At 45.6% G+C, this 25,195-nt stretch carries 23 protein-coding genes; 16 read left to right on the top strand and 7 right to left on the bottom strand.

Features of this window, described 5'->3' with window-relative positions; genetic code table 11:
• Positions 1-60: 60 nt before the first annotated feature.
• Complete coding sequence (locus GLV98_RS11395; protein WP_160915189.1) at positions 61-540, top strand: site-2 protease family protein; 480 nt, start codon at positions 61-63, stop codon at positions 538-540.
• A 43-nt stretch (positions 541-583) separates the two neighbouring features.
• Here the strand turns inward: GLV98_RS11395 and GLV98_RS11390 are convergent, their stop codons facing one another.
• Together GLV98_RS11390 and GLV98_RS11385 are read right to left on the bottom strand one after the other, a co-directional pair.
• The gene (locus tag GLV98_RS11390; RefSeq protein WP_160915187.1) at positions 584-910 is read right to left on the bottom strand and encodes a nucleoside triphosphate pyrophosphohydrolase; all 327 of its coding nucleotides are present in this window, start codon (positions 908-910) and stop codon (positions 584-586) included.
• Positions 911-1,068: 158 nt separating this feature from the next.
• Complete coding sequence (locus tag GLV98_RS11385; RefSeq protein WP_160915185.1) at positions 1,069-2,757, bottom strand: serine hydrolase domain-containing protein; 1,689 nt, start codon at positions 2,755-2,757, stop codon at positions 1,069-1,071.
• A gap of 541 nt (positions 2,758-3,298) precedes the next feature.
• Here GLV98_RS11385 and GLV98_RS11380 point away from each other — a divergent pair.
• Positions 3,299-4,207, top strand: coding sequence for an EamA family transporter (locus GLV98_RS11380; protein ID WP_160915183.1), 909 nt, complete (start codon positions 3,299-3,301; stop codon positions 4,205-4,207).
• Between the two features lie 19 nt (positions 4,208-4,226).
• On the opposite strand, the gene GLV98_RS11375 is transcribed toward GLV98_RS11380, so the two are convergent.
• From GLV98_RS11375 to GLV98_RS11365, 3 genes are all read right to left on the bottom strand, one after another.
• Positions 4,227-6,197: a TRAP transporter permease gene (locus GLV98_RS11375; RefSeq protein WP_160915181.1), complete on the bottom strand. Its 1,971-nt coding sequence runs from the start codon at positions 6,195-6,197 to the stop codon at positions 4,227-4,229.
• A gap of 64 nt (positions 6,198-6,261) precedes the next feature.
• A complete protein-coding gene (locus GLV98_RS11370; protein WP_089653996.1) occupies positions 6,262-7,275 on the bottom strand; it encodes a TAXI family TRAP transporter solute-binding subunit in 1,014 nt (337 codons plus the stop codon).
• A 241-nt stretch (positions 7,276-7,516) separates the two neighbouring features.
• Positions 7,517-8,371 carry a thermonuclease family protein gene (locus GLV98_RS11365; RefSeq protein ID WP_160915179.1) on the bottom strand — a complete coding sequence of 285 codons (855 nt, stop codon included), beginning with the start codon at positions 8,369-8,371 and terminating at the stop codon, positions 7,517-7,519.
• 292 nt (positions 8,372-8,663) lie between these two features.
• Here GLV98_RS11365 and GLV98_RS11360 point away from each other — a divergent pair, with 292 nt between their 5' ends.
• Together GLV98_RS11360 and GLV98_RS11355 are read left to right on the top strand one after the other, a co-directional pair.
• The gene (locus tag GLV98_RS11360) at positions 8,664-8,903 is read left to right on the top strand and encodes an indolepyruvate ferredoxin oxidoreductase subunit alpha (RefSeq protein ID WP_146813959.1); all 240 of its coding nucleotides are present in this window, start codon (positions 8,664-8,666) and stop codon (positions 8,901-8,903) included.
• A 306-nt stretch (positions 8,904-9,209) separates the two neighbouring features.
• Entirely contained in the window at positions 9,210-9,395 is a 186-nt protein-coding gene (locus tag GLV98_RS11355; protein ID WP_160915176.1) for a hypothetical protein, read from the top strand.
• Between the two features lie 502 nt (positions 9,396-9,897).
• On the opposite strand, the gene GLV98_RS11350 is transcribed toward GLV98_RS11355, so the two are convergent.
• Complete coding sequence (locus tag GLV98_RS11350; RefSeq protein ID WP_089654000.1) at positions 9,898-10,023, bottom strand: YjcZ family sporulation protein; 126 nt, start codon at positions 10,021-10,023, stop codon at positions 9,898-9,900.
• Positions 10,024-10,525: 502 nt separating this feature from the next.
• Between GLV98_RS11350 and ilvE the strand changes: the two genes are divergently transcribed.
• The 9 genes from ilvE to ilvA all read left to right on the top strand — a co-directional run bounded on the left by ilvE (position 10,526) and on the right by ilvA (position 20,851).
• Positions 10,526-11,428, top strand: a complete 903-nt coding sequence (gene ilvE, locus GLV98_RS11345; protein ID WP_089654001.1) for a branched-chain-amino-acid transaminase — start codon at positions 10,526-10,528, stop codon at positions 11,426-11,428.
• 461 nt (positions 11,429-11,889) lie between these two features.
• Entirely contained in the window at positions 11,890-13,605 is a 1,716-nt protein-coding gene (ilvB, locus tag GLV98_RS11340; RefSeq protein WP_160915174.1) for a biosynthetic-type acetolactate synthase large subunit, read from the top strand.
• On the top strand, positions 13,602-14,123 hold the full coding sequence (ilvN, locus tag GLV98_RS11335) for an acetolactate synthase small subunit (protein ID WP_089654003.1): 522 nt from the start codon (positions 13,602-13,604) through the stop codon (positions 14,121-14,123). Before ilvB ends, ilvN begins: the two co-directional genes overlap by 4 nt.
• 24 nt (positions 14,124-14,147) lie before the next feature.
• Positions 14,148-15,179, top strand: a complete 1,032-nt coding sequence (ilvC, locus tag GLV98_RS11330; RefSeq protein WP_160915172.1) for a ketol-acid reductoisomerase — start codon at positions 14,148-14,150, stop codon at positions 15,177-15,179.
• Complete coding sequence (locus GLV98_RS11325; RefSeq protein ID WP_160915170.1) at positions 15,166-16,710, top strand: 2-isopropylmalate synthase; 1,545 nt, start codon at positions 15,166-15,168, stop codon at positions 16,708-16,710. Before ilvC ends, GLV98_RS11325 begins: the two co-directional genes overlap by 14 nt.
• A 16-nt stretch (positions 16,711-16,726) precedes the next feature.
• The gene (gene leuB, locus GLV98_RS11320; protein ID WP_160915168.1) at positions 16,727-17,833 is read left to right on the top strand and encodes a 3-isopropylmalate dehydrogenase; all 1,107 of its coding nucleotides are present in this window, start codon (positions 16,727-16,729) and stop codon (positions 17,831-17,833) included.
• Between the two features lie 21 nt (positions 17,834-17,854).
• Positions 17,855-19,267, top strand: a complete 1,413-nt coding sequence (leuC, locus tag GLV98_RS11315) for a 3-isopropylmalate dehydratase large subunit (RefSeq protein WP_160915166.1) — start codon at positions 17,855-17,857, stop codon at positions 19,265-19,267.
• A gap of 4 nt (positions 19,268-19,271) precedes the next feature.
• Positions 19,272-19,877 (top strand): 3-isopropylmalate dehydratase small subunit, encoded by a 606-nt coding sequence (leuD, locus tag GLV98_RS11310; protein ID WP_160915164.1) that lies wholly within the window; start codon positions 19,272-19,274, stop codon positions 19,875-19,877.
• A 44-nt stretch (positions 19,878-19,921) separates the two neighbouring features.
• Positions 19,922-20,851 carry a threonine ammonia-lyase gene (gene ilvA, locus GLV98_RS11305; protein WP_423785010.1) on the top strand — a complete coding sequence of 310 codons (930 nt, stop codon included), beginning with the start codon at positions 19,922-19,924 and terminating at the stop codon, positions 20,849-20,851.
• Between the two features lie 251 nt (positions 20,852-21,102).
• Here ilvA and GLV98_RS11300 read toward each other — a convergent pair whose 3' ends face one another.
• A complete protein-coding gene (locus GLV98_RS11300) occupies positions 21,103-21,912 on the bottom strand; it encodes an alpha/beta fold hydrolase (protein WP_160915159.1) in 810 nt (269 codons plus the stop codon).
• Between the two features lie 138 nt (positions 21,913-22,050).
• Between GLV98_RS11300 and GLV98_RS11295 the strand changes: the two genes are divergently transcribed.
• From GLV98_RS11295 to GLV98_RS11285, 3 genes are all read left to right on the top strand, one after another.
• Entirely contained in the window at positions 22,051-22,491 is a 441-nt protein-coding gene (locus GLV98_RS11295) for a GNAT family N-acetyltransferase (RefSeq protein ID WP_160915157.1), read from the top strand.
• A 96-nt stretch (positions 22,492-22,587) separates the two neighbouring features.
• On the top strand, positions 22,588-23,751 hold the full coding sequence (locus GLV98_RS11290; protein WP_160915155.1) for an iron-containing alcohol dehydrogenase: 1,164 nt from the start codon (positions 22,588-22,590) through the stop codon (positions 23,749-23,751).
• A gap of 290 nt (positions 23,752-24,041) precedes the next feature.
• A complete protein-coding gene (locus tag GLV98_RS11285; RefSeq protein ID WP_160915153.1) occupies positions 24,042-25,187 on the top strand; it encodes a D-alanyl-D-alanine carboxypeptidase family protein in 1,146 nt (381 codons plus the stop codon).
• Positions 25,188-25,195: the final 8 nt, after the last annotated feature.

Raw genomic sequence — 25,195 nt, 5'->3', positions numbered from 1 at the left:
TATCAAAACGGGAAGGGGTAGTTCCAGTAGTTCAAAACAGACCATCACGGAGGAAAGCATATGTTTACAATGAATGACATTCCTATGTTCATCATAAACTTTTTTTTGATTCTGCCACTCGTCACCCTTGTTCATGAAACGGGTCATGTCGTGGTCGCTCGTTTATTCGGAGGGAAGATCCGCTATTGTATAGGGACAGGAAAACTGTTGTTTAATGTGGGTCCCTTGGAAGTGAGGCGGATGTACTTTATGGAGGGCTGGTGTCAGTACGAAAAGCTTTCCTACAACAAAACTTGGGCACATGTCGCCATATACCTTGCCGGAAGTGCCTTCAACCTGGCGATTATCCTGATGTTAAATATTTTGATCACCCAGGAAGTACTTCCTGTCGATTTATTCTTCTACCAGTACTCCTATTTCTCTGTCTATTTCATCTTCTTTTCCTTATTTCCTTATCGAAATGGAGATGGAAAGCCGAGTGACGGAATGGCAATCTATGATGTCATTCGTTATGGGAAAGCGGTGGATCCAATCGATTAATAGAAAGAGGGGAAAGCCGTTGAGGCTTTCCCCTTACCACTGGTCACACATCTTCGATATCCAGGAGCATCGTACGATTATGGAATGCGCCGTGTTCTTTTCTGCGATGTTGACGGATATGTTCAAGTTCTTCAATTGTGGATCCATGTGTATAAGACAAGGCGTGGATGACTTCCAATAGGTCTGCGAGTTTCTTCAAGGAATCTTCGTTCTCATCTGTCTTGAAGTATTCTTGGACTTCATCTTTCAATTTGTTTTTCAAGGATTCATCATACTCCTTCTTATCAAGAGTTCGTGTGCGGATGTTTTTCCCCGAATCTCTCAATAAGTTAGGAATGTGATCTCGAACGAGTTTGTTGTGTTCTGTCAATGTGCCCCTCTCCTTTCCGATTTACCCATCCTTAACCGTTTTCAGGAAAAAGAAAACTATCAAATGCATCCACCCGCTTGATCAAGGTGATGAGGTGGGGAAGGATCAATAATAAAAGCAGACAAGTAGAGTCACTTGTCTGCATTGTGAGAAAAAGATTAATAGGGTCTCTTTTCCCAGGAATCGCTTTCGACATCCAATCCCTTTCCGTTTAGTTTCAAATCATCAATGTACCAGCCACGGTTGTTGACACTTCCATCGGTTTCATAGGTGAAGCGGATATGTGTCGTGTCTGATGGAAGTTCGACATTTCGTGATACCCATCCGTTACTGTCCCCTGTGAAACGATCCAGTGTTGTCCATGTTTCCCCATCATCTGAAACTTCTAATGTTCCGTAGTCATAACCATTTTCGATTTCAAACCATGTGCGGAACGATAGGGAGGCCGTTTCGTTGAGAGTTACCTCTGCATCTAACTGGTTCTCCAATTGATCCCCATACCCAGAAAACCACGGATTCGCTTTTTTATCCATTTGGACTGGAATGGCATCTGCCACTTTACGTGCAAAGCCTCTGCGTGCTCCGTTCGTAGAAACGGTTTCTCTTGTGGGGTGAACCCGATTCGTTAATAATATCGCGATCGTATCATTTTCCGGGTTGACGACAATGGATGTTCCCGTGTAACCGGTGTGCCCATAAGTCCCTTGACTTGAGAGGGCATCCATGTACCAGCCTTGTTGTAGTTCCCAGCCTAATCCGTGTTCATCACCTGGAAATTGGGGGATACGGTTTTCCGTGAGCAGCTTAACGGTTTCTGGCTCAAGGATCTTCTTATTTCCATACGTACCCTCATTTAAAAACATGTGCGCGAATTTGGCTAAATCGTTTGCTGTAGAAAAAACTCCTGCATGACCAGCTACTCCATCCAGTGACCAGGCGCTTTCATCGTGGACTTCACCCCACACAAGCCCACGATTCGTCCATGGCTGATCTTCGGTTGCAGCAATGCGTGGCTTTAAGTCCTCCTCAGGATTATACATCGTATCTTTCATTTTTAATGGTTTGGTGATATGTTTTTCCACAAATTCATCTAAGCGCATATTGGAGAGGCGTTCGACGAGAGCTCCTAGTGTAATCATATTTAAATCGCTGTAAGTATAAGTGGACCCAGGCTCATTCTTGAGAGGATATTGTAAGACATGCTGTAAACGATCGTTTCTGTCCCCTTCAACGGTATAAAGAGGGATCCAGGCCTTGAAGCCTGAGGTATGTGTCAAGAGCTGCTCAATCGTCACATCTTCCTTGCCATTTTCAGCAAATTCCGGGAGGTGCTTCGCGACAGGATCGTTTAATTCGAACGCGTCCTGTTCATATAAAATCATAGCGGCGGTTGTCGTGAAAATTTTGCTGATGGAAGCGAGATCAAAAATGGTATCTTTCGTCATGGGGATGGGGTTTTCCGATGGTGTGAATTCATCGTCTTCATACTTCATGGCATACCCGTAAGCCTCTTCTTTCACAATATGGCCTCTCCTTGCGACAAGAGCTACGGCCCCGGGCATCACGTTATCTTCGATAGCCGAGAGTAATAAGGGATCAATATCCTGCAAGGGTTCTTCTCTCATGCCTGCTCCTCGTACAGACCCGGGATGCAGGACCGGAGAGGAGGGACCAGGCTGATCCCATGAAAAGACAGGGTGGGCCGTTCTTTTCCCCGTATGTACATTTGTTTTTACTCCTTTCTCTATGCTTGGTCCTGGTCCAGGTGCTGCAAAGGTTGAGGTGGAGGTGAATAAGGTCGCTCCTAAAACAGTTGTTAATAAGATAGATACCGCTTTCTTTTCCATTTCATGACCTCCTTTTTCAGATAATTCAAGCATACGGCTTAACCTTCTAGTTGTCTATACCACTTTAGTAGCAATGGAAAAATTATACTGAATTAGAAAGAGTTAAAATGGTATGGGATAAAGGGAGGAGACAGCTTCTTCAAATGACCGGGCAATCGATTTTCCTTCCCAGAAATCTAACCAGATTTAGGGCAGGATCAAGGTTGCGATGTATTCATATATCTCCAATTCGTTCTAATGACTTTGGGACATTTCACCTTAAATAGTGGTGAGGTGTTTCAGCCTTCTTTATTTGAGGTATGTATCTATATATCTAAAAAGGAGGAATGAAAATGAAACTGATTCGCTCGTTAATCCATACTATCGTAGATATTCTCTTATTCATTCCACGTACCATAGGAAGATTGATTAAGAGAATCGTATAATTCAATAACATAGAGAAGGGCCGCTCTTTTGAGGAGGGTCCTTTTTTTATGGAAGAGAATGTTAGAATGGTGGAGGTATGAATGTAGAGTTTCAGTTGGAAAAAGGAGGGAGAAGATTGAAAGGGAGAGGGATTACACTTGTTTTAATCGGTGCCGCGAGCTTCGGGTTCACCCCGATTTTTGTGAAAACAGGCTTTTCTTTCGGTTACACGCTCGGGGAATTGAATATTGTTCAAATGTTGATCGCTTTTGTATTTTTATGGGGGATCAGTCTCTTCAAAAGGGTTTCTTTAAGAGGTACAAGCAGAGGAGATCTTTTTAAAATCATGTTGACGGGGACATCGGTTGGTCTAACTAGTATTTTCTATTATGGGGCGATGCAGTATTTACCAGCCTCGATTGCCATTATTCTTCTGTTTCAGTTCGTATGGATCGGAATGATTTACGAATGGATGTTTACGAAAATGATTCCTACAAAAATCAATTTTCTTTCATTAATCGTGACCCTCTTAGGTGTGGTGTGTGCCTCAGGCGTGATTGGTGGAGGCTTTTTTGACCTTCCATTGGCAGGACTTGTGCTTGGGCTGCTTTCCGGGTTTTCTTATGCGGGTTTTGTCTTTTTCAGCGGACAGGTCGCTACAAAAACCGATCCAATTGCAAGAAGTGCTTTGATGGTTACCGGATCATTGATTCTTGTACTGGCTGTCTTTTTTCAAGACCTCCCAACAATGCCACTATTTGATGCGCAGTTGTGGAGTATAGGGGCAGGAGTGGCTTTAGTAGGGGCAGTCATCCCACCTTTATTTTTTGCTCAGGGAGCACCGTTGATTTCTGGAAGGCTTGCAAATGTATTGAGTTCTATTGAACTACCTGTCGCGATTGTTTCAGCTATGATCATCCTTTCTGAATCTGTTTCCTTGATCCAGTGGATAGGGGTGATTTTGATCGTAGCCGCTATTTTCATCAATGAGCTTGGGGGACTATGGCTTAAAGGGAATTCGGCAAGAAAAAGCCAGACCTTGTAATACAAGGTCTGGCTTTCGATCACACGACAGCTTGTTGTTTCGAAGCGTCTTCTTTTTTGTTTTTTATATATTGGAAGAAAGAAACAGCTCCGAAAACGCCTAGGCCAATAAGAGAAATGACCAGGTTCGGATAAACGAGCATGAGTCCACAGGCGACAAGAGCGATTCGTTCGACCCACGAAACATTGGTTGCAAAATATCCAATTAATGCAGAGCTGATGGCCGCCATCCCTAATAAAGCTGTGACGACACTAATGGATAAGTTGAATGCATTGACGTCTCCCTGCAGCAATAAAATCGGGTTGGTGACGAACACATACGGAATGATGAATGCGGCGATCGCAAGTTTTACTGCAGTGACACCAGCTTTCATCGGATTGGCTCCGGCGATTCCTGCCCCTGCATAAGCAGCGAGACAAACCGGAGGAGTGATATCTGCGACAATTCCGAAATAGAAGACAAACATGTGAACCGCAATGACAGGAACATCAAAGGCTAATAAGGCTGGAGCCGCCATCGTTGCAGTTACAACATAGTTGGCTGTCGTAGGTAGTCCCATCCCTAAAATGATACAAGCAATCATGGTGAAGAACATAACAAGGAAAAACTGCCCTTGAGCAAGATCGATGATGCCTCCAGCAATTTTTGGCCCGAGGCCTGTCGTCGTTACTGTTCCAGCAATGATTCCTGCTGTCGCACAGGCAGCAATGACAGGGAGGGCAACACGTGCACCTTCTTCAAGCAATTTGATGATTCCTTTCAAGGACATGCGTGTTTCTTTACGGAAAAAACTGATGACAAAGGCCGTCACGATTGCAAATAGAGCGGCATACGTCGGTGTCCGTCCGGCAAGTAAGAATCCTATAATGATGACGAGCGGAAGAAACAAGTCCAGTCGTTTGACCAGTTTATTCGTTTTAGGAAGTTCTTCTTTTGAAAGTCCGCGGATGTTTTGTTTTCTTGCTTCAAAGTGTGTCCCTAAAAAGACGCCTGAAAAATACAAAAGAGCGGGGACGATCGCGATGACGATAATTTCGTTATAAGGGATTCCCGTATAAGACGCCATGATGAATGCTGCGGCACCCATAATCGGTGGCATGAGCTGCCCACCGGTTGAAGCAGAAGCTTCAGAGGCTGCTGCGAAGTGAGGTTTGAACCCTGCATTTTTCATCATCGGAATCGTAAATGATCCGGATCCAACGGTATTGGCTACAGAGCTTCCGCTTACCATTCCTTGAAGGCCGCTCGCGGCAACGGCAGCTTTGGCTGTTCCTCCTGTGTATTTTCCTGTCAAGCGTAGAGCGAGGTCATTGAAAAACTGTCCAATGTTTGTTTTGACGAGAATTACTCCGAAAAAAAGGAATAAAAAGATATAGGTCGATGATATTTGAATCGGTATACCGAAAATGGCACTGGAACTGAAAAACATCTTCGTTGCGAGCGTCGGCCAATCATTGCCAGCGTGCCCAATGATAGGAATGAAGTTTCCGAACATGCCATAGAGCAGGGCAAGAATCGCTATGATGACAATTGGAAGTCCGACGACTCGCCTAGTCGCTTCCAGTAACAAAAGGATGCCGGCAGTCGCAACAAACTGATCCATATAGGTGAAGCCGAATATAATCGCTTCATTGATAAGACGGTCATAATTTTGAATGATATAAAAGTTCGCATAAAGAGCGATCGCAGCAAAGATAAGGTCATACCATGGAATGCCGCGTTTGCTCGTCAATGAAGATTTAATCGGATAGAGGAGATAGACTAAGCAGAGTGCCGCACCTAAGTGAATCGCACCTTGGATGAGTGATACATAAGCTCCACGGTAAGCTGTATAAAGCTGAAAAATCGTAAGTGCGCTTCCGAGGATCAAAGTTACCCAGCCCCAGGTCCCGAGATTGGTTCGGAATGTGCTCTCTTTATCGTATTTTTTCATCATTTCTTGCTTATCGACTTCCTTGTTATCTTTTTTTGTCACGCCTCTTACCTCCATTCTCTTCTTAAATCAGCGCTTTAAAGAACCGGACAAAAACAATGTCCGGTTCCCAATCCTATCTTTATTCTAAAATGCCTGCTTCTTTGAAATACTTCTCTGCTCCAGGGTGAAGCGGAAGATCCTGAGCACCTGTCAAGGCACTATCCTGCGTGATCAATTTCGCTTGAGCGATGGACATATCACCAGCATTTTCATAAAGTGTTTTCGTCATTTCATACGCTAGATCTTCGCTGACCTGGCTGGTTGAACCAAGAAGCAGTGCCAATGCAGTAATGGTTTCCACAGGTTCTTCCTGCCACTCATACGTACCAGGTTCAACTGTGTAAGCTTCGTACTGACTGTTAGCAACCACTTCATCTAAAGCGTCTCCTTCAATGTTCAGGAATTTAACTTCTCCTGTTGCCGCTTCTAATTCATCCGTTGTTGAGGATGGAACCCCTACAACCGCAAAAGAAGCGTCAATGGTATTATTTTGAAGTTTACTTTTCGCGTCGCCAAATCCTTCTTCAAACGCTTCATAGTCTCCTTCTTCGATGCCATAAGCGGAAAGAACCATCTCAGCAGCTTCACGAGTCGCCCCGCCTGGCGGTCCGACAGCTACTTTTTTACCTTTCAGATCTTCAATCGACTCGATTCCTGTAGAATCAAGTGTGACGACTTGAAGCGCTTCTGGATAAAGGGAACCGATGACTCCGACATTTCCGACATCTTTTCCTTCGAATTCACCCATTCCTTCAACGGCGTTGATCATCGTGGTATTCTGGGCAATCCCTAATTGGAAATCTCCGGATTGAATTTTGGCGATGTTTTCAACAGAAGCTCCAGATTCTACGGAACTAACGTCAAATCCCTCGACGTCAATATTGTCTGTGAAAAGATTCGCCATTTCTCCACCAAGCGGATAGTAGACACCACCGACACTACCTGTTCCCATCGTCAGGTTCGTCATTTCTTCGCCACCATCACTTCCGCCGTCTTCTCCTGCGGAACCGCTTGTCCCACTTTCACCACAAGCACTCAAGAATAGGCTTACAGTGAAAAGGAGAACGAACATCAACCATGAATACTTTTTCATTTGAAGACCCCCTATTATGATATTGAATTGATTTAAAAGGATCATTGTCACCCATTTAAATCAAAAAGTCCCTTATATTTACATGATTTTACCTTGTTTATGGGTGAATTACAATAATATTACAAAAATTAAGACGATTAAAGGGTGGGGAGCAAAAAAGAAGAGGATTTCCCGGTAGGAAATCCTCTTTAACCGACCAAAAATGAAAGAAGACTTCAATGGATCGGACATTTTTATTCAATTATAAACTTTCACAAACGAGACCATCCTGATCGTGTCCATCCAAGCGATGGGGGTCTTGGGCGGGTCCTCCTGCTGCTTCATAGAAAGCTTGGGCCTCTTCTTGGGAGGAAAAGTCACCACAGTCCCGGTCAGGACCTTGTGGATCATAGGGAAGACCACCTGCATAGGTGGAGGAGGCGGGTGTTTCTTCAACGCTTGATGATTCTCCTTCACGAAATCCCTCATCCGTAACGTAGCCGTCGATGCTCCAAATCCCTTTCTCCTCTTGTATGGCGCGAGTCTCTGCATTTTTCATGGATGCTGAATGAACGTAGGGTGGGTCATATTCATAAGCATATCGAGCAAACCCTTTTTCTAGTAATTGCTGATTGAAATTCTCTCCGTTTATCCAAACATAGCCAAGAAGGCGGTCATAATGATCACGCTTTGGTCCGTCATATTCGAAACGTACATCTTTACCGGACAATTTTTCTTTTGCATAGTCACTTGCTTCAGGTCCAAAAGGCTGCACGGGCTTGTCAGGATGAACGGTCTCAGGCGTGTCGACGAGTAACAAACGAACGCGTTCTTCTTTGCCATTGATCTGAATGTCGATGGTGTCCCCGTCCACAACGTTCGTGACGGTGGCATCAACATCCCCGGGCTGTTTTTCTTCGGAGGCCTTAGATTTCTTTTCTAAAGGTGCTTCCTCCTCTTTTTCTATAGAAGCACTCTCTTCGGAATCTGGTGGTTGTTCCGTTTGACTTTCAGGCTCTTCTTCTACAGGCTGGGTTTCGGTACAACCGGTAAGGAAAGAAATAGATAACAAGAGTAAAACGATGAGACCACGAAAAGGCCGTATCCATGATGACATGGACATCCCTCCTTCCTTTTCTAGCAAAAAAGCTGGGACATGATTAAAGGAAAAAACGCAAGAAATCCAGAGTTTCAAACCAGACTTCATGCGTTTTCATCATATTCCCAGCCTTTCCATTGGCTATCTTTTATTCTACTTGCCATTATTTCCTTTGGCAAACGTACAAATGGGGGGGGGCTATGACCGCATTCGACTATGAGGATTCGATGAGAATATGAAATGCGAAGTTTGACAAACCCCTCTCCTTTCCGACACACTAGAATCATAAACGAGATAGGGAGAGATACATATGGCATTTGTCATTACACAACCGTGCCAGGGCGAACAAGCCGGCGAATGCGTAGACGTTTGTCCTGTCGATTGTATTGAAAAAGGGGAAGACCAGTATTACATCAACCCTGATTTATGTATAGACTGCGGCGCATGCGTATCGGTATGTCCGGTAGATGCGATTGTCGAAGAGTACGAGCTGATGCCTGAAGAAGAGCCTTATTTAGAAAAAGCGGAGAAGTTCTTCGGCAATATATAATTGATCGAAAAAACGTCCACTACATGGGCGTTTTTTTTATCTAACAATAGTTTGGAATCCTTGAAGCAATAAGTTGGAACGGTTCGCCGACCCGACTCCTACAAAGTGTCATGAAGCGGGGGCTCGAACATAAAGAAACAAATGTGGAGGTTATTCACCAAAAAATGGCTGGTTCTCCTATGATAGATGTCTTCTCCTGATAAAAATCAGACAATTATGATAATTTTCGCGGTTGAAAAGAGGAATAAGGGGTATGAGAGTAGAAAGAACTTATTATAATAATCTTTTGCTCAGGAGTTGATTAGGATGCTTGTGTCAGTTTATCCCCCGGAAGGTTCTTATCAAGAAAGGTATTATTTGATTGATCAATTAAGGGATTTAGGTTACACACAGGATGCCTTTGGAAAAAGAACCATTGAGATGACTCTGCCTGAGTTGCAGCAAACTTTCATCAACTTAGAGTATCAAAAAGAGTGTGCGCTGGAAAATTAAAAAGGATCTGTCCGAACTTGAAAAATCTTTAGAGCTAATAAAGAAGCGAACCGACTATCTTACATAGACGACTCGCTTCTTTATTTATTTTAACATGATAAATCTTTATTAATCCTTTTGGGCAGGCCGGTGTGCGGCGATGAAAAACATGATGAAACCAGCCCACAAAAAAGAGTATGCTCATTATATTGATATAATAAACGTTTTTGTAATAAAAAAAGCCAGAGCGATTACGCTCTGGTAATGAAAGAGGGAGACTTTCTACAGGTAGAGGTTGTAGAGAATATGTCTCGCCGTCTATTATAACCAAACCTATATTGGGAAAACAATTTTTCTTCCGAATTCTTTTAATTGCAAAGATAACGAACAATGAACCAGAAGGTGGTGAGGACCTCTGGTTCTTTTTTTATGCATACCTATTCAGCGGAAAGGGCTAAATGACCATCCGCTTTTGTGTGAACCACTTATAACGGGTAGAGGTGGTTCACACGCTAAGGTCTTTTTAGTTGTAGAAAGAAGCTCCTACGATAATCAATAGGATGAACAATACAACGATCAAAACGAAAGTGCTTCCGTATCCACCGCCGTATCCGCCGCCATATCCGCCGCAGCCACCATACCAGCTCATATCTTTCACCACCTTTTTTAATCCTATATGACACAGTATGAAGGGACGGGCTCTGAAGGCAGGGCGAATGTCCACTATATTTTTTTCTACTTTCATGAACAAAAAGGGATTATCTTGCAGAAAGATTGTCAAGAATCGTCTGCAGGTTTACGAATGTTTCCAAGCTGAATTCATGCTCATTTGAGATAAAAAAGAAAAAAAGAAAAGAGAAAAAGAAAGCGGATGCCAAGCCTCTCAACGGTGTAAGCGCTTAACCCATTCATCGAATCTTTTGAGTGTTCAGAAAATTTACTAAAAACCTGTTGACCTTCCCTCAAAATGGGTTTAAAGTAGTCCTCAATCAACCACATCGATTCTTTCAATCGTCTGGTTGGTTCATGCGAAAGACCTGAGATTGGGACCCTGAAAATGTAAGATCACCACTTACCAGAAGGGTCCACATTTTCTTTATCATTCTTTAATCATTTCAAACATTAAACTATAAAAGAAAGGAGTGCTGAAAATGAGCAGCCAATGGATTTATATGAGCGGCGAATACGTGAAAAAAGAAGAAGCCGTCGTTTCCGTTTATGATCATGGTTTCTTATATGGAGATGGGGTGTTCGAAGGCATTCGCGTATACGAAGGCAACATTTTTAAGCTTGATGAACACTTGAACCGTCTTTATGATTCAGCGAAGTCGATTATGCTCGAGATTCCACATAGCAAGGAGGAACTCGAAGAGATTATTGCTGAAACGGTCCGCCGAAACCAGTTGGAAACCGCTTATATCCGCGTCGTCGTTTCCAGAGGCGCTGGCAATCTGGGTCTGGACCCGGCCAGCTGTGCAAATCCACGCTTGGTTGTCATTGCTGAAGCACTCGCTTTGTTCCCGAAAGAACTATATGAACGCGGGGTCCGGCTTGCATCTGTATCAAGCAGAAGAAATCGACCGGACGTGTTACCGCCACAAGTGAAATCGTTGAATTACTTGAATAACATTCTTGTAAAAATGGAAGCCAATCAGGCAGGCGTTGATGAAGCGCTTATGCTGAATGATCAAGGCTATGTGACCGAGGGATCTGCCGATAACATCTTTATCGTGAAGAATGGAACGATTTTAACACCGCCGACTTATTTAGGCGCTTTGGAAGGCATTACCCGTAACGCCATCATCGATTTAGCTGAAGAAAAAGGCTATAAAGTCAAAGAGCAGCCGTTTACGAGACACGATGTTTACGTTGCGGATGAAGTATTTCTGACAGGCACAGCGGCAGAAGTAATCGCTGTCGTGGAAGTCGATCAGCGAAAAGTTGGAGATGGGAAGCCGGGCGTTGTCACAAACCATCTGCTTTCAGAATTCAGAAAAGTAACGACAACAGACGGATACAAAGTGTACAGCAAAGATCAAGCGCACGTGAGTTAGTAGAGAATAGCGGAGCAGAGTCTGAGACATTTGAAAAATAAATCACACGAACACGATGAAAGGAATAAAGGAATAAGTGCTTGTATTCCCAGAGAGCCGGGGTTGCTGGAAGCCCGGAAATACATCTTATTCTGACATCATCCTTGAGTGTCCACGCCGAACGTTCATCTAGTAGGCGGGACCAGGTGTTTCACCGCACCTGTTATCAAAAGGGGTTCATGATGAATCCCATGAGGTGGAGCCTGTTACAAGGCTTCACGAATGAGGGTGGTACCGTGGAAGTAAAGAGAGACCTTTTCACCCCTCACATTCTTATAACACTGTTATGGTGTTGCAGGAATCTGAGGAGGAAGAAGGTCTCTTTTTTGTTCGAAAGGCGAAAGTTTCGAAGCGGAGAAGCATTACGATATCCTGATCCGCTTTCCATAAAAGATATGTTTAACACAGGAGGGATGAAAAAAATGAAGGCACAGGCAAGTGCGGAACAAGAAACCGCGACAAAGACAGGAGCAGATTTGCTCGTGGAAGCTTTGATCGGTCAAGGTGTCGAAACGTTATTCGGATATCCAGGTGGCGCGGTTTTACCGATTTATGATGCCATCTACCGGGCGGAAGGCAGCTTTGATCATATTCTTCCAAGACATGAGCAAGGAGCAATCCACGCAGCAGAAGGATATGCGAGGGTTTCCGGAAAAGCCGGGGTTGTGATCGGAACGTCTGGACCAGGAGCAACAAACTTAGTTACAGGTATTGCGGATGCGATGATGGACTCCATTCCACTCGTCATTTTTACCGGTCAGGTAGCCAAAGGCGTCATCGGAACCGATGCGTTTCAGGAATCAGACATCATGGGGATTACGACACCGATTACTAAACACAATTATCAAGTTCAGGAAATTGAGGACCTGCCGAGAATTGTGAATGAAGCCTTCCATATTGCGACGACAGGCAGACCAGGGCCGGTTGTTGTGGATATTCCGAAAGATATCAGTTCAACGGTTTACGCAAAGGAAGTGAAGAGTGAGTTTCATTTGCCGGGCTATCAGCCGACCGTCAAGCCGAATCCACTTCAGGTAAGCAAACTGCACGACGCACTTGTAGAGGCGAAAAAACCAGTGGTACTCGCAGGATCCGGTGTCATTCATGCAGGTGCTTCGGAGGAGTTAAAAACATTCGTACAAAATTACCAATTGCCGGTTACGACTACGTTACTCGGGCTTGGCAGTTACCCTGGTTCCTGTGATTTGTCCCTCGGAATGGCTGGTATGCATGGGACCTATTCTGCAAACACCGCCCTTTATGAATGCGATCTGTTGATCAATATCGGCTCCCGTTTTGATGACAGACTGACGGGGAATCTCAAGCACTTCGCACCAAACGCTATGGTCGCCCATATCGATATCGATCCTGCTGAAATCGGGAAAAACATTCCCACGCACATTCCTATTGTATCGGATGCCAAAGCAGCACTGGAAGCTTTGAACGCAAAGACTGTAAAAGGGCTGCACCATAAAGGATGGATGGATGCGATCAGCCAAAATAAAATCGATTATCCACTCTGGCATGATCAGCCGGATGAACTCATCGTCCCTCAATGGCTTATGCAGAAAGTCTATGAATATACCGGTGGAGAAGCGGTCGTTACGACAGATGTCGGACAGCATCAAATGTGGGCGGCGCAATACTATCAATTTGATCGACCGAATCGCTGGGTCACTTCAGGAGGCCTTGGAACGATGGGCTATGGGTTCCCGGCAGCCATCGGGGCACAGCTTGCGGACATGGATTCCACCTGCGTCGCTGTTGTCGGTGACGGTGGTTTTCAAATGACGCTTCAGGAACTGTCCGTTCTACAAGAACGGAGACTGCCGGTCAAAATATTGATTGTCAACAACCAGGCGTTAGGCATGGTAAGGCAGTGGCAGGAGAAGTTCTATAGTGAGAGATACTCAGAATCAATCATCGATGTGCAGCCGGACTTTGTGAAACTTGCAGAAAGCTATCAGGTCCCCGGCTACAAGATTGAAACCCAGGAAGAACTTTTGGAAGTACTGCCGAAAGTTTTGGGGGATGATCAGCCGGCGGTCATTGATTGCCGTGTCCTCCAAAAAGAGAACGTCTATCCGATGATCGCACCAGGAAAAGGACTACACGAAATGATTGGGGTGAAACGATGAAGCGAATCGTCACAGCAACCGTTCATAATCGAAGCGGTGTGCTGAACCGAGTGACAGGATTACTTGCGAAAAGGCAATTCAACATTGAAAGCATTTCCGTCGGCCGTACGGAAACGGAAGGCGTCTCAAAAATGACGTTCGTCGTGGAAGTGGAAGATGACCGAAAGCTGGAGCAGCTCACCAAACAGCTGAACAAACAAATCGATGTTCTAAAAGTATCGGACATCACAGACAAAGCGATTGTCGCCCGGGAGCTCGCGATGGTGAAAGTGATCAGCAACCCGCAGATCCGCAGCGAAATCCAAGGGATCATCGAACCGTTCCGTGCATCAATCATCGATGTCAGTAAAGAAAGCGTCACGGTTCAGGTGACAGGTAAATCAGATAAAGTCGATGCGCTCATCGATCTGTTAAGGCCTTATGGCATTAAGGAACTGGCCAGAACGGGCTTAACCGCATTCACCCGCGGTCATCAGCCGCAAGTAGCAGAATTCAAATCTTACTCTCTATTAAAATAATTTCCCGAAAGGATGGATGTAAAAATGGCACACGTATACTATCACAATGATATTAAAGACGAGGTACTAAAAAATAAAAAGGTCGCTGTTGTAGGCTATGGCTCCCAAGGTCATGCACACGCTCAAAACTTGAAGGAAAGCGGCCATAACGTCGTTGTCGGTCTTCGTAAAGGAAAGTCATGGGATAAAGCGGAACAAGACGGATTGGAAGTGAAAAGCGTTGCCGACGCTGTAGCAGAATCCGATGTGGTCATGGTTCTCCTTCCAGATGAGTATCAGCCGAAAGTCTATGAAGAATCCATCAAACCGAACTTGAAGTCCGGAGCAGCCCTTGCTTTTGCTCATGGATTCAATGTCCACTTCAACCAGGTCGTTCCTCCATCAGACGTAGATGTATTCCTTGTCGCACCAAAAGGGCCGGGACACCTTGTCCGCCGTACGTTTGAAGAGGGTGCTGGTGTACCCGCACTAATCGGTGTCGAGCAAGACGTCACTGGGGAAGCGAAAGAAATCGCTCTTGCTTACGCTAAAGGTATCGGCGGTGGCCGTGCAGGAGTCCTTGAAACGTCCTTCCAGGAAGAAACGGAAACCGATCTATTCGGTGAACAGGCGGTCCTTTGCGGTGGACTATCAAGCCTTGTGAAAGCTGGTTTTGAAACGCTGACAGAAGCTGGCTATCAGCCGGAAGTGGCGTACTTCGAATGTATGCACGAACTCAAATTGATCGTTGACTTGATGTACGAAGGCGGACTTGAGGGTATGCGTTATTCCATCTCCGATACAGCACAGTGGGGTGACTTCGTATCCGGTCCACGTGTTGTTGACGAAAGTACGAAAGCCCGGATGAAAGACGTGTTGACAGATATCCAGACAGGGAAGTTCGCCAAAGGCTGGATCCTTGAGAATCAGGTGAACCGTCCAGAATTCAACGCCATTAATTCCCGTGAAAACAATCATCAAATCGAGAAGGTGGGTAGAGAGCTCCGTGAACTGATGCCGTTCGTCAAGAAGTCCCAATCCAAAGAAAAGGATGTGGTCACACATGGCTCACGTTAACGTTTTCGATACAACCTTGAGAGACGGAGAACAATCCGCTGGTGTCAATTTGGATCGTCTTGAAAAAGTGGAAATTGCCAAACAGCTGGAACGTTTAGGTGTAGATATTATGGAGGCGGGTTTTCCCGCTTCCTCTCAAGCCGATTTTGAAGCGGTCAAAGAAATCGCTGATACCGTCCGCGGTTGTTCGGTTACAGGCTTAGCGCGAGCCAATAAACGTGACATTGACATTGCTTGGGAAGCATTGAAAGGCGGAGCGGAGCCGAGGCTGCATGTTTTCATCGCCACCTCCCCGATCCACATGACACACAAACTCAAAAAGACACCCGATGAGGTGGTTGAAAAAGCGGTAGAAATGGTCGCCTATGCGAAAGAAAAATTTCCACACGTCCAGTTTTCCGCAGAAGATGCGCTGCGTTCGGATCAAGACTTTCTTGTTCACATCATCGAAAAAGTGATCGACGCTGGAGCAAGTGTCATCAACCTTCCGGATACCGTCGGTTTTACAACGCCTGACGAAATCGGTCGACTTTTCCGTTATGTAAGGGAAAACGTGCCAAACATCGACAGGGCAATCTTGTCTACGCACAATCACGATGATTTGGGAATGGCCGTAAGCAACTCTTTGGCAGCGATTGAAAACGGAGCGAGACAAATTGAAGGGACGATCAATGGTATCGGCGAGCGTGCCGGAAACGCAGCGCTTGAGGAAATAGCTGTTGCATTGAAAATACGCCAAGATCGTTTCGATTTTGAAACAGGCCTTGTCCTGAAAGAGATCAAACGGACCAGTGATCTGGTCAGCCGCCTGACAGGGATGCAGGTGCCAGGTAACAAAGCCGTCGTTGGACGTAACGCTTTTGCCCATGAATCCGGGATCCACCAGGACGGCATGCTGAAGGAGTCCACAACTTACGAAATTATCACCCCAGCAATGGTTGGCATCGATTCCAATCGAATGGTGTTAGGAAAACACTCCGGCAGGCATGCGTTCAAACAGAAAGCAGAAGAACTCGGATTTGAACTTACTGAAAACAAGCTGAAGGAAGCTTTTGAATCGTTTAAGACACTGACTGGCAAGAAGAAAGAAGTGACGGATGATGATCTATTCGCCATTTTGACAGACACACAGACGGAAAACGAAGATCAGCCTAAATACGAGTTGAAAGCTTTCCAAGTTCAATATGGAAGTATCAACCGTCCGACGGCGACCGTGCTTTTGACACGTCCGGATGGGGAAGAAGTCGAGAAAGCCAATACAGGTGAAGGAAGCGTTGAAGCCATTTATAACACGCTGGATGATTTGATTGATGCAGATGTTCATCTGCAGGACTATCAATTAAGTTCGATCGGTAAAGGGCGTGACGCTCTAGCAGAAGTCCATGTTCAATTGACCGTCGATGGAGTCAAAGCGTCCGGTCGAGGCTCGGCTCAGGATGTGCTGGAAGCATCCGCTCACGCCTTCTTGAACGCAGTCAACCGCACATTATATAGAAGCAAAATGGAGAATTATCAAAAAGTGCAAGTATAACTAAAGGGGGATGCACATGGAAAAACATATCTTACTTTTGCCAGGAGACGGGATCGGTCCAGAAGTGACGAAAGCCGCTAAAAGTGTATTGCAGTCGGTCGCGGACCGGTTTCAACACACCTTCACTTTTGAGAGTCATGACATCGGAGGAGTGGCGATCGACAATCACGAAACGCCCCTCCCGGAGGATACAGTCGAAGCAGCGAGAAAAGCGGATGCTATTTTTCTCGGAGCGGTCGGTGGTCCGAAATGGGATCAGCTTCCCGGTCATATGAGGCCTGAGAAAGGGCTCCTCGGGATCCGTAAGCAACTCGGTTTGTTTGCGAATCTCCGTCCTGTCAAAGCGTTCCAGCAGTTGCTCCATGCATCACCTTTGAAGCACGAAGTCGTCGCGGCAAGTGACCTTTTGATCGTCCGTGAGCTGACCGGTGGGTTGTACTTCGGAGAACCGAGAGAACGCCGCAACAATGGCAAAACGGTTGTCGATACGCTGGCATACGAACGACGGGAGATTGAAAGAATCGTCGACCAGGCTTTCCAAAGCGCGCAGGTGCGAAAGAAGCATCTCACATCTGTCGATAAAGCGAATGTTCTAGAGTCAAGCCGCATGTGGCGTGAAGTCGTGGAGGAGAAAAAAGCGCAGTATCCAGATGTAACGGTTGAGCATATGCTTGTGGATGCCGCTGCAATGAAACTTGTGACGAATCCGGCTTACTTTGATGTTATCGTCACAGAGAACATGTTCGGAGACATCTTGAGCGATGAAGCTTCTGTCCTGACGGGGTCGCTCGGCATGCTGCCATCTGCCAGTTTGAATGAAACAGGCGTCGGACTATACGAGCCGGTCCACGGTTCTGCTCCTGATATCGCTGGACAGAATAAAGCGAATCCTCTTGCTAGTATTCTATCTGTCGCAATGATGCTGAAGCATTCGTTCGGCATGGAAGAAGAAGCAGAACAGGTGGAAGCGGCTGTACAGGAAGTGTTGAACGAAGGCTACCATACGGCAGACATCGATCTCGTCGGAGGTACTGTCGTCAGTGGAAGTGAATTGGCACGAAGAGTGGTCGATCAAATCAGCACTAATGATACGACAGAAAATATCATGCGTTGTTACGTATAAACACGAAGGGAGCGGAACGGAATGAGTCATCCAAAAACCATTGTAGAAAAAATTTGGGATCAGCATGTCGTCCATGAAGAAGAAGGGAAGCCGAACCTCCTCTACATCGACTTGCATCTGATTCATGAGGTGACCTCTCCCCAGGCGTTTGAAGGGTTACGGATGGCCGGAAGGAAAGTGAGGAGACCGGATCGTACGTATGCGACGATGGACCATAACGTCCCGACGATCCACCGGAATGTCATTAAAGATGAAGTATCCAAAAAGCAGATGGAAACATTAAAAACCAACTGTGAAGAGTTTGGTGTCCGCCTTGCGGACATCAACCACCCTGATCAGGGGATCGTTCACGTGATCGGGCCGGAACTCGGCCTTACCCAGCCCGGGAAAACGATCGTCTGTGGGGATAGCCATACTTCGACGCACGGAGCTTTTGGAGCACTGGCTTTCGGTATCGGAACGAGTGAGGTGGAGCATGTACTCGCCACCCAATCCTTGTGGCAGGCCCCTCCGAAAACCCTTCAAGTCAACGTCGATGGGGTGCTTGGAACAGGCGTCACGGCGAAGGACTTAATCCTTGCTATTATTGGAAAATATGGTGTCCGTTTCGGCACAGGTCATGTGATCGAATACACTGGTGAAGCGGTTCGCAACCTTTCAATGGAGGAACGCATGACCGTATGCAACATGTCCATTGAAGCAGGAGCAAGAGCCGGATTGATCAGTCCTGATGCAACGACGATTGATTACATGCGTGGCAAACGCTATGTGCCGAAAGGAGAAGCTTTTGATGAAGCAGCTGAGCAGTGGCTTTCTTTAGCTTCCGATGAGGGGGCCGAATATGACCAGACGCTTACGATTCATGCGGATGAGATTGAGCCTCAAGTGACATGGGGAACGAATCCTTCTCAATGTGTTCCTGTCGGCGGTCGTGTACCCGATCCAGAATCGGTGGAAGATGATCGCGACGGTATTGAACGAGCGATTGAGTATATGGGTCTGGAAGCGAACCAGAGTATTGAATCGATCCCTGTGGAGCACGTGTTCATCGGTTCATGCACAAACTCCCGCTTGAGCGACTTGCGTAAAGCGGCAGAAATCGTCCGTGGGGGCCGCGTTCATGAAGGAGTGAGAGCTCTTGTCGTCCCTGGTTCTAAATCTGTGAAAGATGCAGCAGAAGCAGAAGGCCTGGATACGATTTTCTTGACTGCAGGATTCGAATGGCGCGATGCCGGATGCAGCATGTGTCTCGCCATGAACGATGACATCGTGCCACCTGGGGAACGCTGTGCTTCCACTTCCAACCGGAACTTCGAGGGTCGTCAAGGGAATGGTGCCCGTACCCATCTCGTTAGTCCGGAAATGGCAGCAGCGGCTGCTTTGGAAGGTCATTTTGTCGATGTCAGAAAATACGCCAGTACGGTAGGAGGGTGAAGAGATGGAACCGATCAAACAACATCGTGGTCTGGTCTACCCATTGGATCGATCGAATGTCGATACTGACCAGATCATTCCCAAGCAGTTTTTGAAAAGGATTGAACGACAGGGGTTCGGCCAGTTCCTCTTCTACAACTGGCGATTCAACGAGGATGGAACACTACGGGAAGATTTCTCTTTGAATGACCCGAAGTATGATGGTGCTTCTGTTCTTGTCGGCGGTGAAAACTTCGGGTGCGGTTCCTCCAGGGAACACGCACCATGGGCGATTCAGGACTATGGTTTTAAGGTAGTCATCGCCCCGAGTTTCGCCGACATTTTCTACAACAACTGCTTCAAAAACGGGATCCTGCCGATTCAGTTACCGAAGCCGGTTGTTGATCAGCTGATGGAAAAGGCTATGAATGAGAAGTATGAAGTGAAGGTCGATTTGGAAAAACAGATCATTGATGACGGGGACTTAGAAGTGTCCTTTGATATTCAGTCCTACCACAAAGAAATGCTATTGAACGGTTGGGATGAGATTGCCGTCACCTTGACGTATGAAGACAAAATCGACCAGTACGAAAAACAAAACAAAGGAGTGAAGACGTTGGGGATTTCTTAACGCTAGCTAAAGTAATGGATGCACAGGAACAATTGCAGGAGGTGGTGCACCGCACCCCGCTGCAAACTTCAACAACCTTCAATGAGCAAACCGGACAACACGTCTATTTGAAGATGGAGAATCAGCAAAAAACAGGCGCTTTCAAAGTGCGGGGGGCCTCTTATAAGGTGGCTTGCCTGACAGAAGAAGAAGCGTTCCGTGGTGTGATTGCAGCATCTGCAGGGAACCACGCCCAGGGAGTCGCTCTTGCTGCAGCGAAGCGGGGCATCCAGGCACAAATCTTCATGCCGGAAGGAACACCGAGAGCGAAAGTGGAAGCGACCCAAGGGTACGGAGCGAAAGTCGTTCTTACCGGCGAGTCCTTCCAGGAAGCTTACCAGGCCGCTTTGCTTGAACAGGAAAGAACAGGTGCTACCTTTCTCCATCCGTTCGACGATTATGATGTCATGGCAGGACAAGCGACGGTCGCCGTTGAAATGCTCCAGCAGCAACCCGATCTAAACCGTCTGTTCGTGCCGATCGGGGGAGGCGGGCTGATTGCAGGCATTGCGTTCGCAGCCAAACAGCTGAAGCCGGACATCAAAGTCATCGGCGTCCAATCCGCAAAAGCCCCTTCCATGTACAATGCGCTGTACAAAAAAGGACCTGAAAAACTGACATCTGTCTCGACGATTGCTGACGGAATCGCCGTGAAGGAAAGAGGAAGACTCACCTACACGTGTATCCAAAAATACGTGGATCAAGTAATTACGGTGGAAGAACATGAAATCGCTAAAGCCATGCTGATGCTGCTTGAACGTGAAAAAACACTGGTCGAAGGAGCGGGAGCAACGGCGCTTGCCGGTCTCCTTAGTACGTGTGACACGTTTGAACAACAGCAATGCGGGGTTGTCTTGAGTGGAGGAAACATGGATCTATCCCGATTGCCGCTGATCCAGAAGCTAGCCAATCCGAAGAAAGTGGTCATCGCCTAAGATGACAGCCAGGAGGAGCGTTTGAGCTCTTCCTGGCTTTTTTGTTGGGGAGTAATCATTTATAGTCGGTTTTGGAGATTTGTCAGAGACGTCTGGTTTTAACGCATTAGTATTTAATTTAGGTATTCAGAGGTTTGCTCCTCCTCTACTTGACAAAGATTAGTATAGAAGGGGTTGAAAGATACTTTGGATTCCAAATTAGGCTAAGAATGAAAAGAGAACCAGCACTAGAAGCCGGTTCTCCTTTTCTTTTATTTTAATAAATCAAGTAGCGTTTGGTTGAATTTTTCTTTTTCATCATAAACCATTCCATGTCCGCTGTTTTCAAAAGGAACGAGTGTACTGTTCGGAATCTTCTCATTCAGTATTTCGGAAAATGCATAATCGCAGATTTCATCATGTTTGCCGTGAAGCAAGAGGGTAGGGACTTCGATCTGACTTACTTCCTCCCTTAGGTCTTCATCTCTTAAGGACTCGGCACATGCTAGGGTGGCGTGAGCCGAAGCCTCAAGACCAAGACTGTGGAACCATTCTCCGAAAGGTTGCGAGATATCAGAATGGTAGAAGCCTTCACCGAAGTCTTTCAATGCAGCTGGCCGGTCGTTTTGGAGCGCTTCAATTAGTCCGTCCACTTCTTCTTTCTTCATGCCGTGTTGATACCCTTCTCTTTGAGTAAAGCTTGGGGCGGCTGGACCTGCCAAAATCAATTGAGCCAATTCTTTGTTTGCAAACTTCGTTGCATAGCGGATGGCAATTGGTCCACCCATGGAAAATCCAGTTAAATAGAAGTTTTCCAGTTGAAGATATTCCACAACGGTTTTCACATCGTGGGCAAGTGTATCGTAATCATAACCGAAAGCAGGCTTGTCTGATTTTCCGAATCCACGCAGGTCGATGCCGATGAATCGGTAACCTTTCTGGGGGAGTTCGTTCATTTGATATTCGAACATTTGATGATTCAGGGGCCAGCCATGAAGGAATACGATCGGCTGTCCTTCTCCAATATCTTCTACAAATACGTCGATATGGTGGTCATGATCTACTTCGATATAGAGTGACATTTGAAAAAACTCCTTTTTATAAGTTAAGAAGAATATTCCCGGTCTCCTTCATTTAAAACAGAATAGTAGGAAGCTTCATCCCACTATTCTATTTATTTTCATCCTCTCTCTATATAATAGGGAGAGGAGGTGCTGGACATGAATCTACTATTGAAACCTGTAACAAAAGAAAATTGGGAAGAGTGCGTCAGTCTTAAAGTAGATGAAAGCCAAAAAGGCTTTGTCGCGGAAAATTGGTATTCGATTATTGAAGCTTCTTTTGAAAAGGAGTTTTTTCCTACTTGTATTTATGATGGCGACACGATGATTGGTTTTCTTATGTACGACCGTGATCCCGAAACAAAGCGATTGGAAGTAAGTCGATTTATGATTGATCAAAACCATCAGGGCAGAGGATACGGAAAAGCATCGATGAAGGCATTGCTTGCTCTTATTAAAGAAACGTACGGACCAGTCGACTTCTACACGAGTGCAGAACCTGAGAATAAAGCTGCTATCCGCCTTTATGAAACACTTGGTTTTGAACGGACCGGGGAAATTATGTGGGATGAAGTTGTACTGAAAGTGGGAATGGAATAATCAAATATATTGATGAGTACGATCAATAATCATCGTTACCTGCTTTTACTGTGTGAATGATACAATAGATAGGCTAAAAAAAGGTGAGGTGGAACGATGAATAACTTTTTACAATATAACCCTACGAAGCTCTACTTTGGCGAGGGTCAAATCAAACAAATCCCTAACGAAATAGGACAAGGAGCAAAGGTGCTTGTCGTTTATGGTGGGGGAAGCATTAAGAAGAACGGTGTGTATGAGGACGTTATGCAACAATTAGAGAAGCTTGAGGTCGTCGTTCATGAACTGTCCGGTGTTGAACCGAATCCCCGACTGACAACCGTCCGAAGAGGTGTCGAGATCTGTAAAGAAGAGGGGATCGACTTTTTGCTTGCTGTTGGAGGCGGAAGCGTGATCGATTGTACAAAAGCGATTGCCGCAGGGGCAGCGAGTGAAGCAGATGCGTGGGAACTAATTACACAGGAAGTTCCGATCGAAAAAGCACTGCCGATTGGTACGGTGCTGACGCTTGCAGCCACAGGGTCTGAGATGAATGCTGTTTCCGTCATTACAAACTGGGAAACAAAGGACAAACTCGGATGGGGATCCCCTCATGTGTATCCGACGTTTTCAATCCTTGATCCAACGTATACATTTTCTGTGCCTGAAAACCAGACGGTGTATGGAATCGTCGACAGCATGTCCCATGCATTGGAACACTACTTCCATAGGACGGCTAACACACCTATGATCGATGGATTCATTGAGTCCCTTTTACGTACAGCTATACAAACCGGACCGAAATTGATAGACAATCTGGAATCCTATGAACATCGGGAAACGATGATGTACTTAAGTACAACCGCATTCAATGGAACTTTAATGAACGGAACAGATGGAGGGGACTGGGCTACTCACCGTATCGAACACGCTGTATCCGCCATCTATGATATCCCGCACGGTGGTGGTCTTGCTATTCTGTTCCCTAATTGGCTCGAGCATGTATTGGAGGAGGATCCAACCCGAGTGAAGCAACTGGCAACGAATGTGTTTGATATTGACGCTGCAGGAAAGACGGATGCGGAAGTGGCACGAGAGGGCGCAAAGGCACTGCGACATTTCTGGAACTCTCTTGGAGCACCAAACACTCTTCAGGACTATGACATCACAGATGAAGCATTTAACGATATTGTGGAAAAAACGTTCATTAAACCGGGCGTAGGCACATACAAAGAAATGAATCGTGAAACAGTTTTAGATATTCTGTGTCGTTCTCTATAAATATAGATAGGAGAGACTCTATTAGAGCCTCTCCTTTTCTTTTCCTATAAAAACTTTTTATGGAAGACTTAGTTTCGAAATGTTAAGTCTTCTACAGTTCTGCCATAAGCTTGAAGAAACAACTGTTGGAAAATTTTCAGGAAATAGCCAAGTAGTTTACAAAGCGATTACAATTTATTTAAGAATTCGTGGGTTTTCTTCAAATTGCGACAATTATGTATATACTGATACATGGTTAAATAGAGCGGATTTATCAAATCAATAACTGTGTACAGGGAGTCGTCATTTATATGAAGAAACTTATAGTAATCATTGTAGTCTTTTATACCACGTTTTATATAAATTCAAACATAGCGATGGCCATATCCGAACCGGATGCTCCATCGATCAATAGTGAAACGGCGATCGTTCTTGAGGCGAATACAGGTGAAGTTTTATATAAGAAGAATGCCGAAACGAGTATGTATCCAGCCAGTTTGACGAAGATTGCAACAGCGATTTATGCGATTGAAAAAGGGAACCTCAATGACACGGTGACGGTAAGTGAAAAGGCTTATGAAACAGGGGGTTCCAGTGTTTTCCTAGAAGAGGGAGATCAGGCGACATTAAAAGAGCTCGTCCAGGGGCTGCTCCTGAACTCCGGGAATGATGCAGGTGTTGCGATTGCCGAGCATTTGAGCGGGAGTGTCGATCAGTTCTCCGAAGATTTGAATGCTTACCTTGAGGAAAAAGCCGGGGTAGAGCAGACGAATTTCAAGAATCCTCATGGCTTGTTTGAATCAGAGCATAGGACGACAGCGAAAGATCTGGCGAAAATTACGCAATATGCACAAAAAAATCAAACGTTTAATGAAATATACGGACTAGAGGTTCTGGATTGGGATGGAGAAAAGTGGGATGCCACGCTGTACACGCATCATCGTTTAATGAGAGAAGACCCTTACGAAGGCGTGACAGGTGGGAAGACAGGTTATGTGCCTCAATCTGGTTTCACGTTGGCTACGAGTGCTAGCCGAGAGAATATGGACTTGATTGTAATCACAATGAAAAGCCGAACCAAAGATTTATCCTATGAAGATACGAAGACACTACTGGACTATGGATTTGAACACTACCAAACATCTGTCATAAAACCTGAGGAAGAATTTCCAGATGTAAAAGAAGATTATCAACTGCCTGGTGAGATTTCATACACACACCTAAAAGGAGAACCTGTCAAAACGGAAATGGATGAATCAGGGGTACTCTCTGTAACTGATTCAGATGGGGAAGAAATTCATACAGCGCAGATGGAAAAGGTGAAGAAAAAAACAACCCCTCCTGTGAAAGAACAAGAGGTTGAGAAGAAGCCGGAATGGCAAGAGTATTGGACTCTTTTCATTTTTCCGCGACATTTTTGGGTGACAGAAATTTATGAAGAACTTCATGGATCATGATAAACCTC

The sequence above is a fragment of the Halobacillus litoralis genome (assembly GCF_009856415.1).
Taxonomy (GTDB): domain Bacteria; phylum Bacillota; class Bacilli; order Bacillales; family Halobacillaceae; genus Halobacillus; species Halobacillus litoralis_C.
The sequence above is the reverse complement of the archived record's forward strand: the minus strand, read 5'-3'. Positions and strand labels throughout refer to the sequence as shown.

Bases quoted from the DNA above. Each gene is read 5' to 3' on its own strand.
- GLV98_RS11350 (WP_089654000.1), bottom strand. From the start codon at position 10,023: ATGAGCTGGTATGGTGGCTGCGGCGGATATGGCGGCGGATACGGCGGT.
- GLV98_RS11295 (WP_160915157.1), top strand. From the start codon at position 22,051: ATGAATCTACTATTGAAACCTGTAACAAAAGAAAATTGGGAAGAGTGC.
- GLV98_RS11300 (WP_160915159.1), bottom strand. From the start codon at position 21,912: ATGTCACTCTATATCGAAGTAGATCATGACCACCATATCGACGTATTT.
- GLV98_RS11365 (WP_160915179.1), bottom strand. From the start codon at position 8,371: ATGTCATCATGGATACGGCCTTTTCGTGGTCTCATCGTTTTACTCTTG.
- leuC (WP_160915166.1), top strand. From the start codon at position 17,855: ATGAGTCATCCAAAAACCATTGTAGAAAAAATTTGGGATCAGCATGTC.
- GLV98_RS11385 (WP_160915185.1), bottom strand. From the start codon at position 2,757: ATGGAAAAGAAAGCGGTATCTATCTTATTAACAACTGTTTTAGGAGCG.
- GLV98_RS11285 (WP_160915153.1), top strand. From the start codon at position 24,042: ATGAAGAAACTTATAGTAATCATTGTAGTCTTTTATACCACGTTTTAT.
- ilvE (WP_089654001.1), top strand. From the start codon at position 10,526: ATGAGCAGCCAATGGATTTATATGAGCGGCGAATACGTGAAAAAAGAA.
- GLV98_RS11355 (WP_160915176.1), top strand. From the start codon at position 9,210: ATGCTTGTGTCAGTTTATCCCCCGGAAGGTTCTTATCAAGAAAGGTAT.
- ilvB (WP_160915174.1), top strand. From the start codon at position 11,890: ATGAAGGCACAGGCAAGTGCGGAACAAGAAACCGCGACAAAGACAGGA.
- GLV98_RS11375 (WP_160915181.1), bottom strand. From the start codon at position 6,197: ATGGAGGTAAGAGGCGTGACAAAAAAAGATAACAAGGAAGTCGATAAG.
- leuB (WP_160915168.1), top strand. From the start codon at position 16,727: ATGGAAAAACATATCTTACTTTTGCCAGGAGACGGGATCGGTCCAGAA.
- GLV98_RS11395 (WP_160915189.1), top strand. From the start codon at position 61: ATGTTTACAATGAATGACATTCCTATGTTCATCATAAACTTTTTTTTG.
- GLV98_RS11370 (WP_089653996.1), bottom strand. From the start codon at position 7,275: ATGAAAAAGTATTCATGGTTGATGTTCGTTCTCCTTTTCACTGTAAGC.
- ilvN (WP_089654003.1), top strand. From the start codon at position 13,602: ATGAAGCGAATCGTCACAGCAACCGTTCATAATCGAAGCGGTGTGCTG.
- ilvC (WP_160915172.1), top strand. From the start codon at position 14,148: ATGGCACACGTATACTATCACAATGATATTAAAGACGAGGTACTAAAA.
- GLV98_RS11325 (WP_160915170.1), top strand. From the start codon at position 15,166: ATGGCTCACGTTAACGTTTTCGATACAACCTTGAGAGACGGAGAACAA.
- GLV98_RS11290 (WP_160915155.1), top strand. From the start codon at position 22,588: ATGAATAACTTTTTACAATATAACCCTACGAAGCTCTACTTTGGCGAG.
- GLV98_RS11360 (WP_146813959.1), top strand. From the start codon at position 8,664: ATGGCATTTGTCATTACACAACCGTGCCAGGGCGAACAAGCCGGCGAA.
- leuD (WP_160915164.1), top strand. From the start codon at position 19,272: ATGGAACCGATCAAACAACATCGTGGTCTGGTCTACCCATTGGATCGA.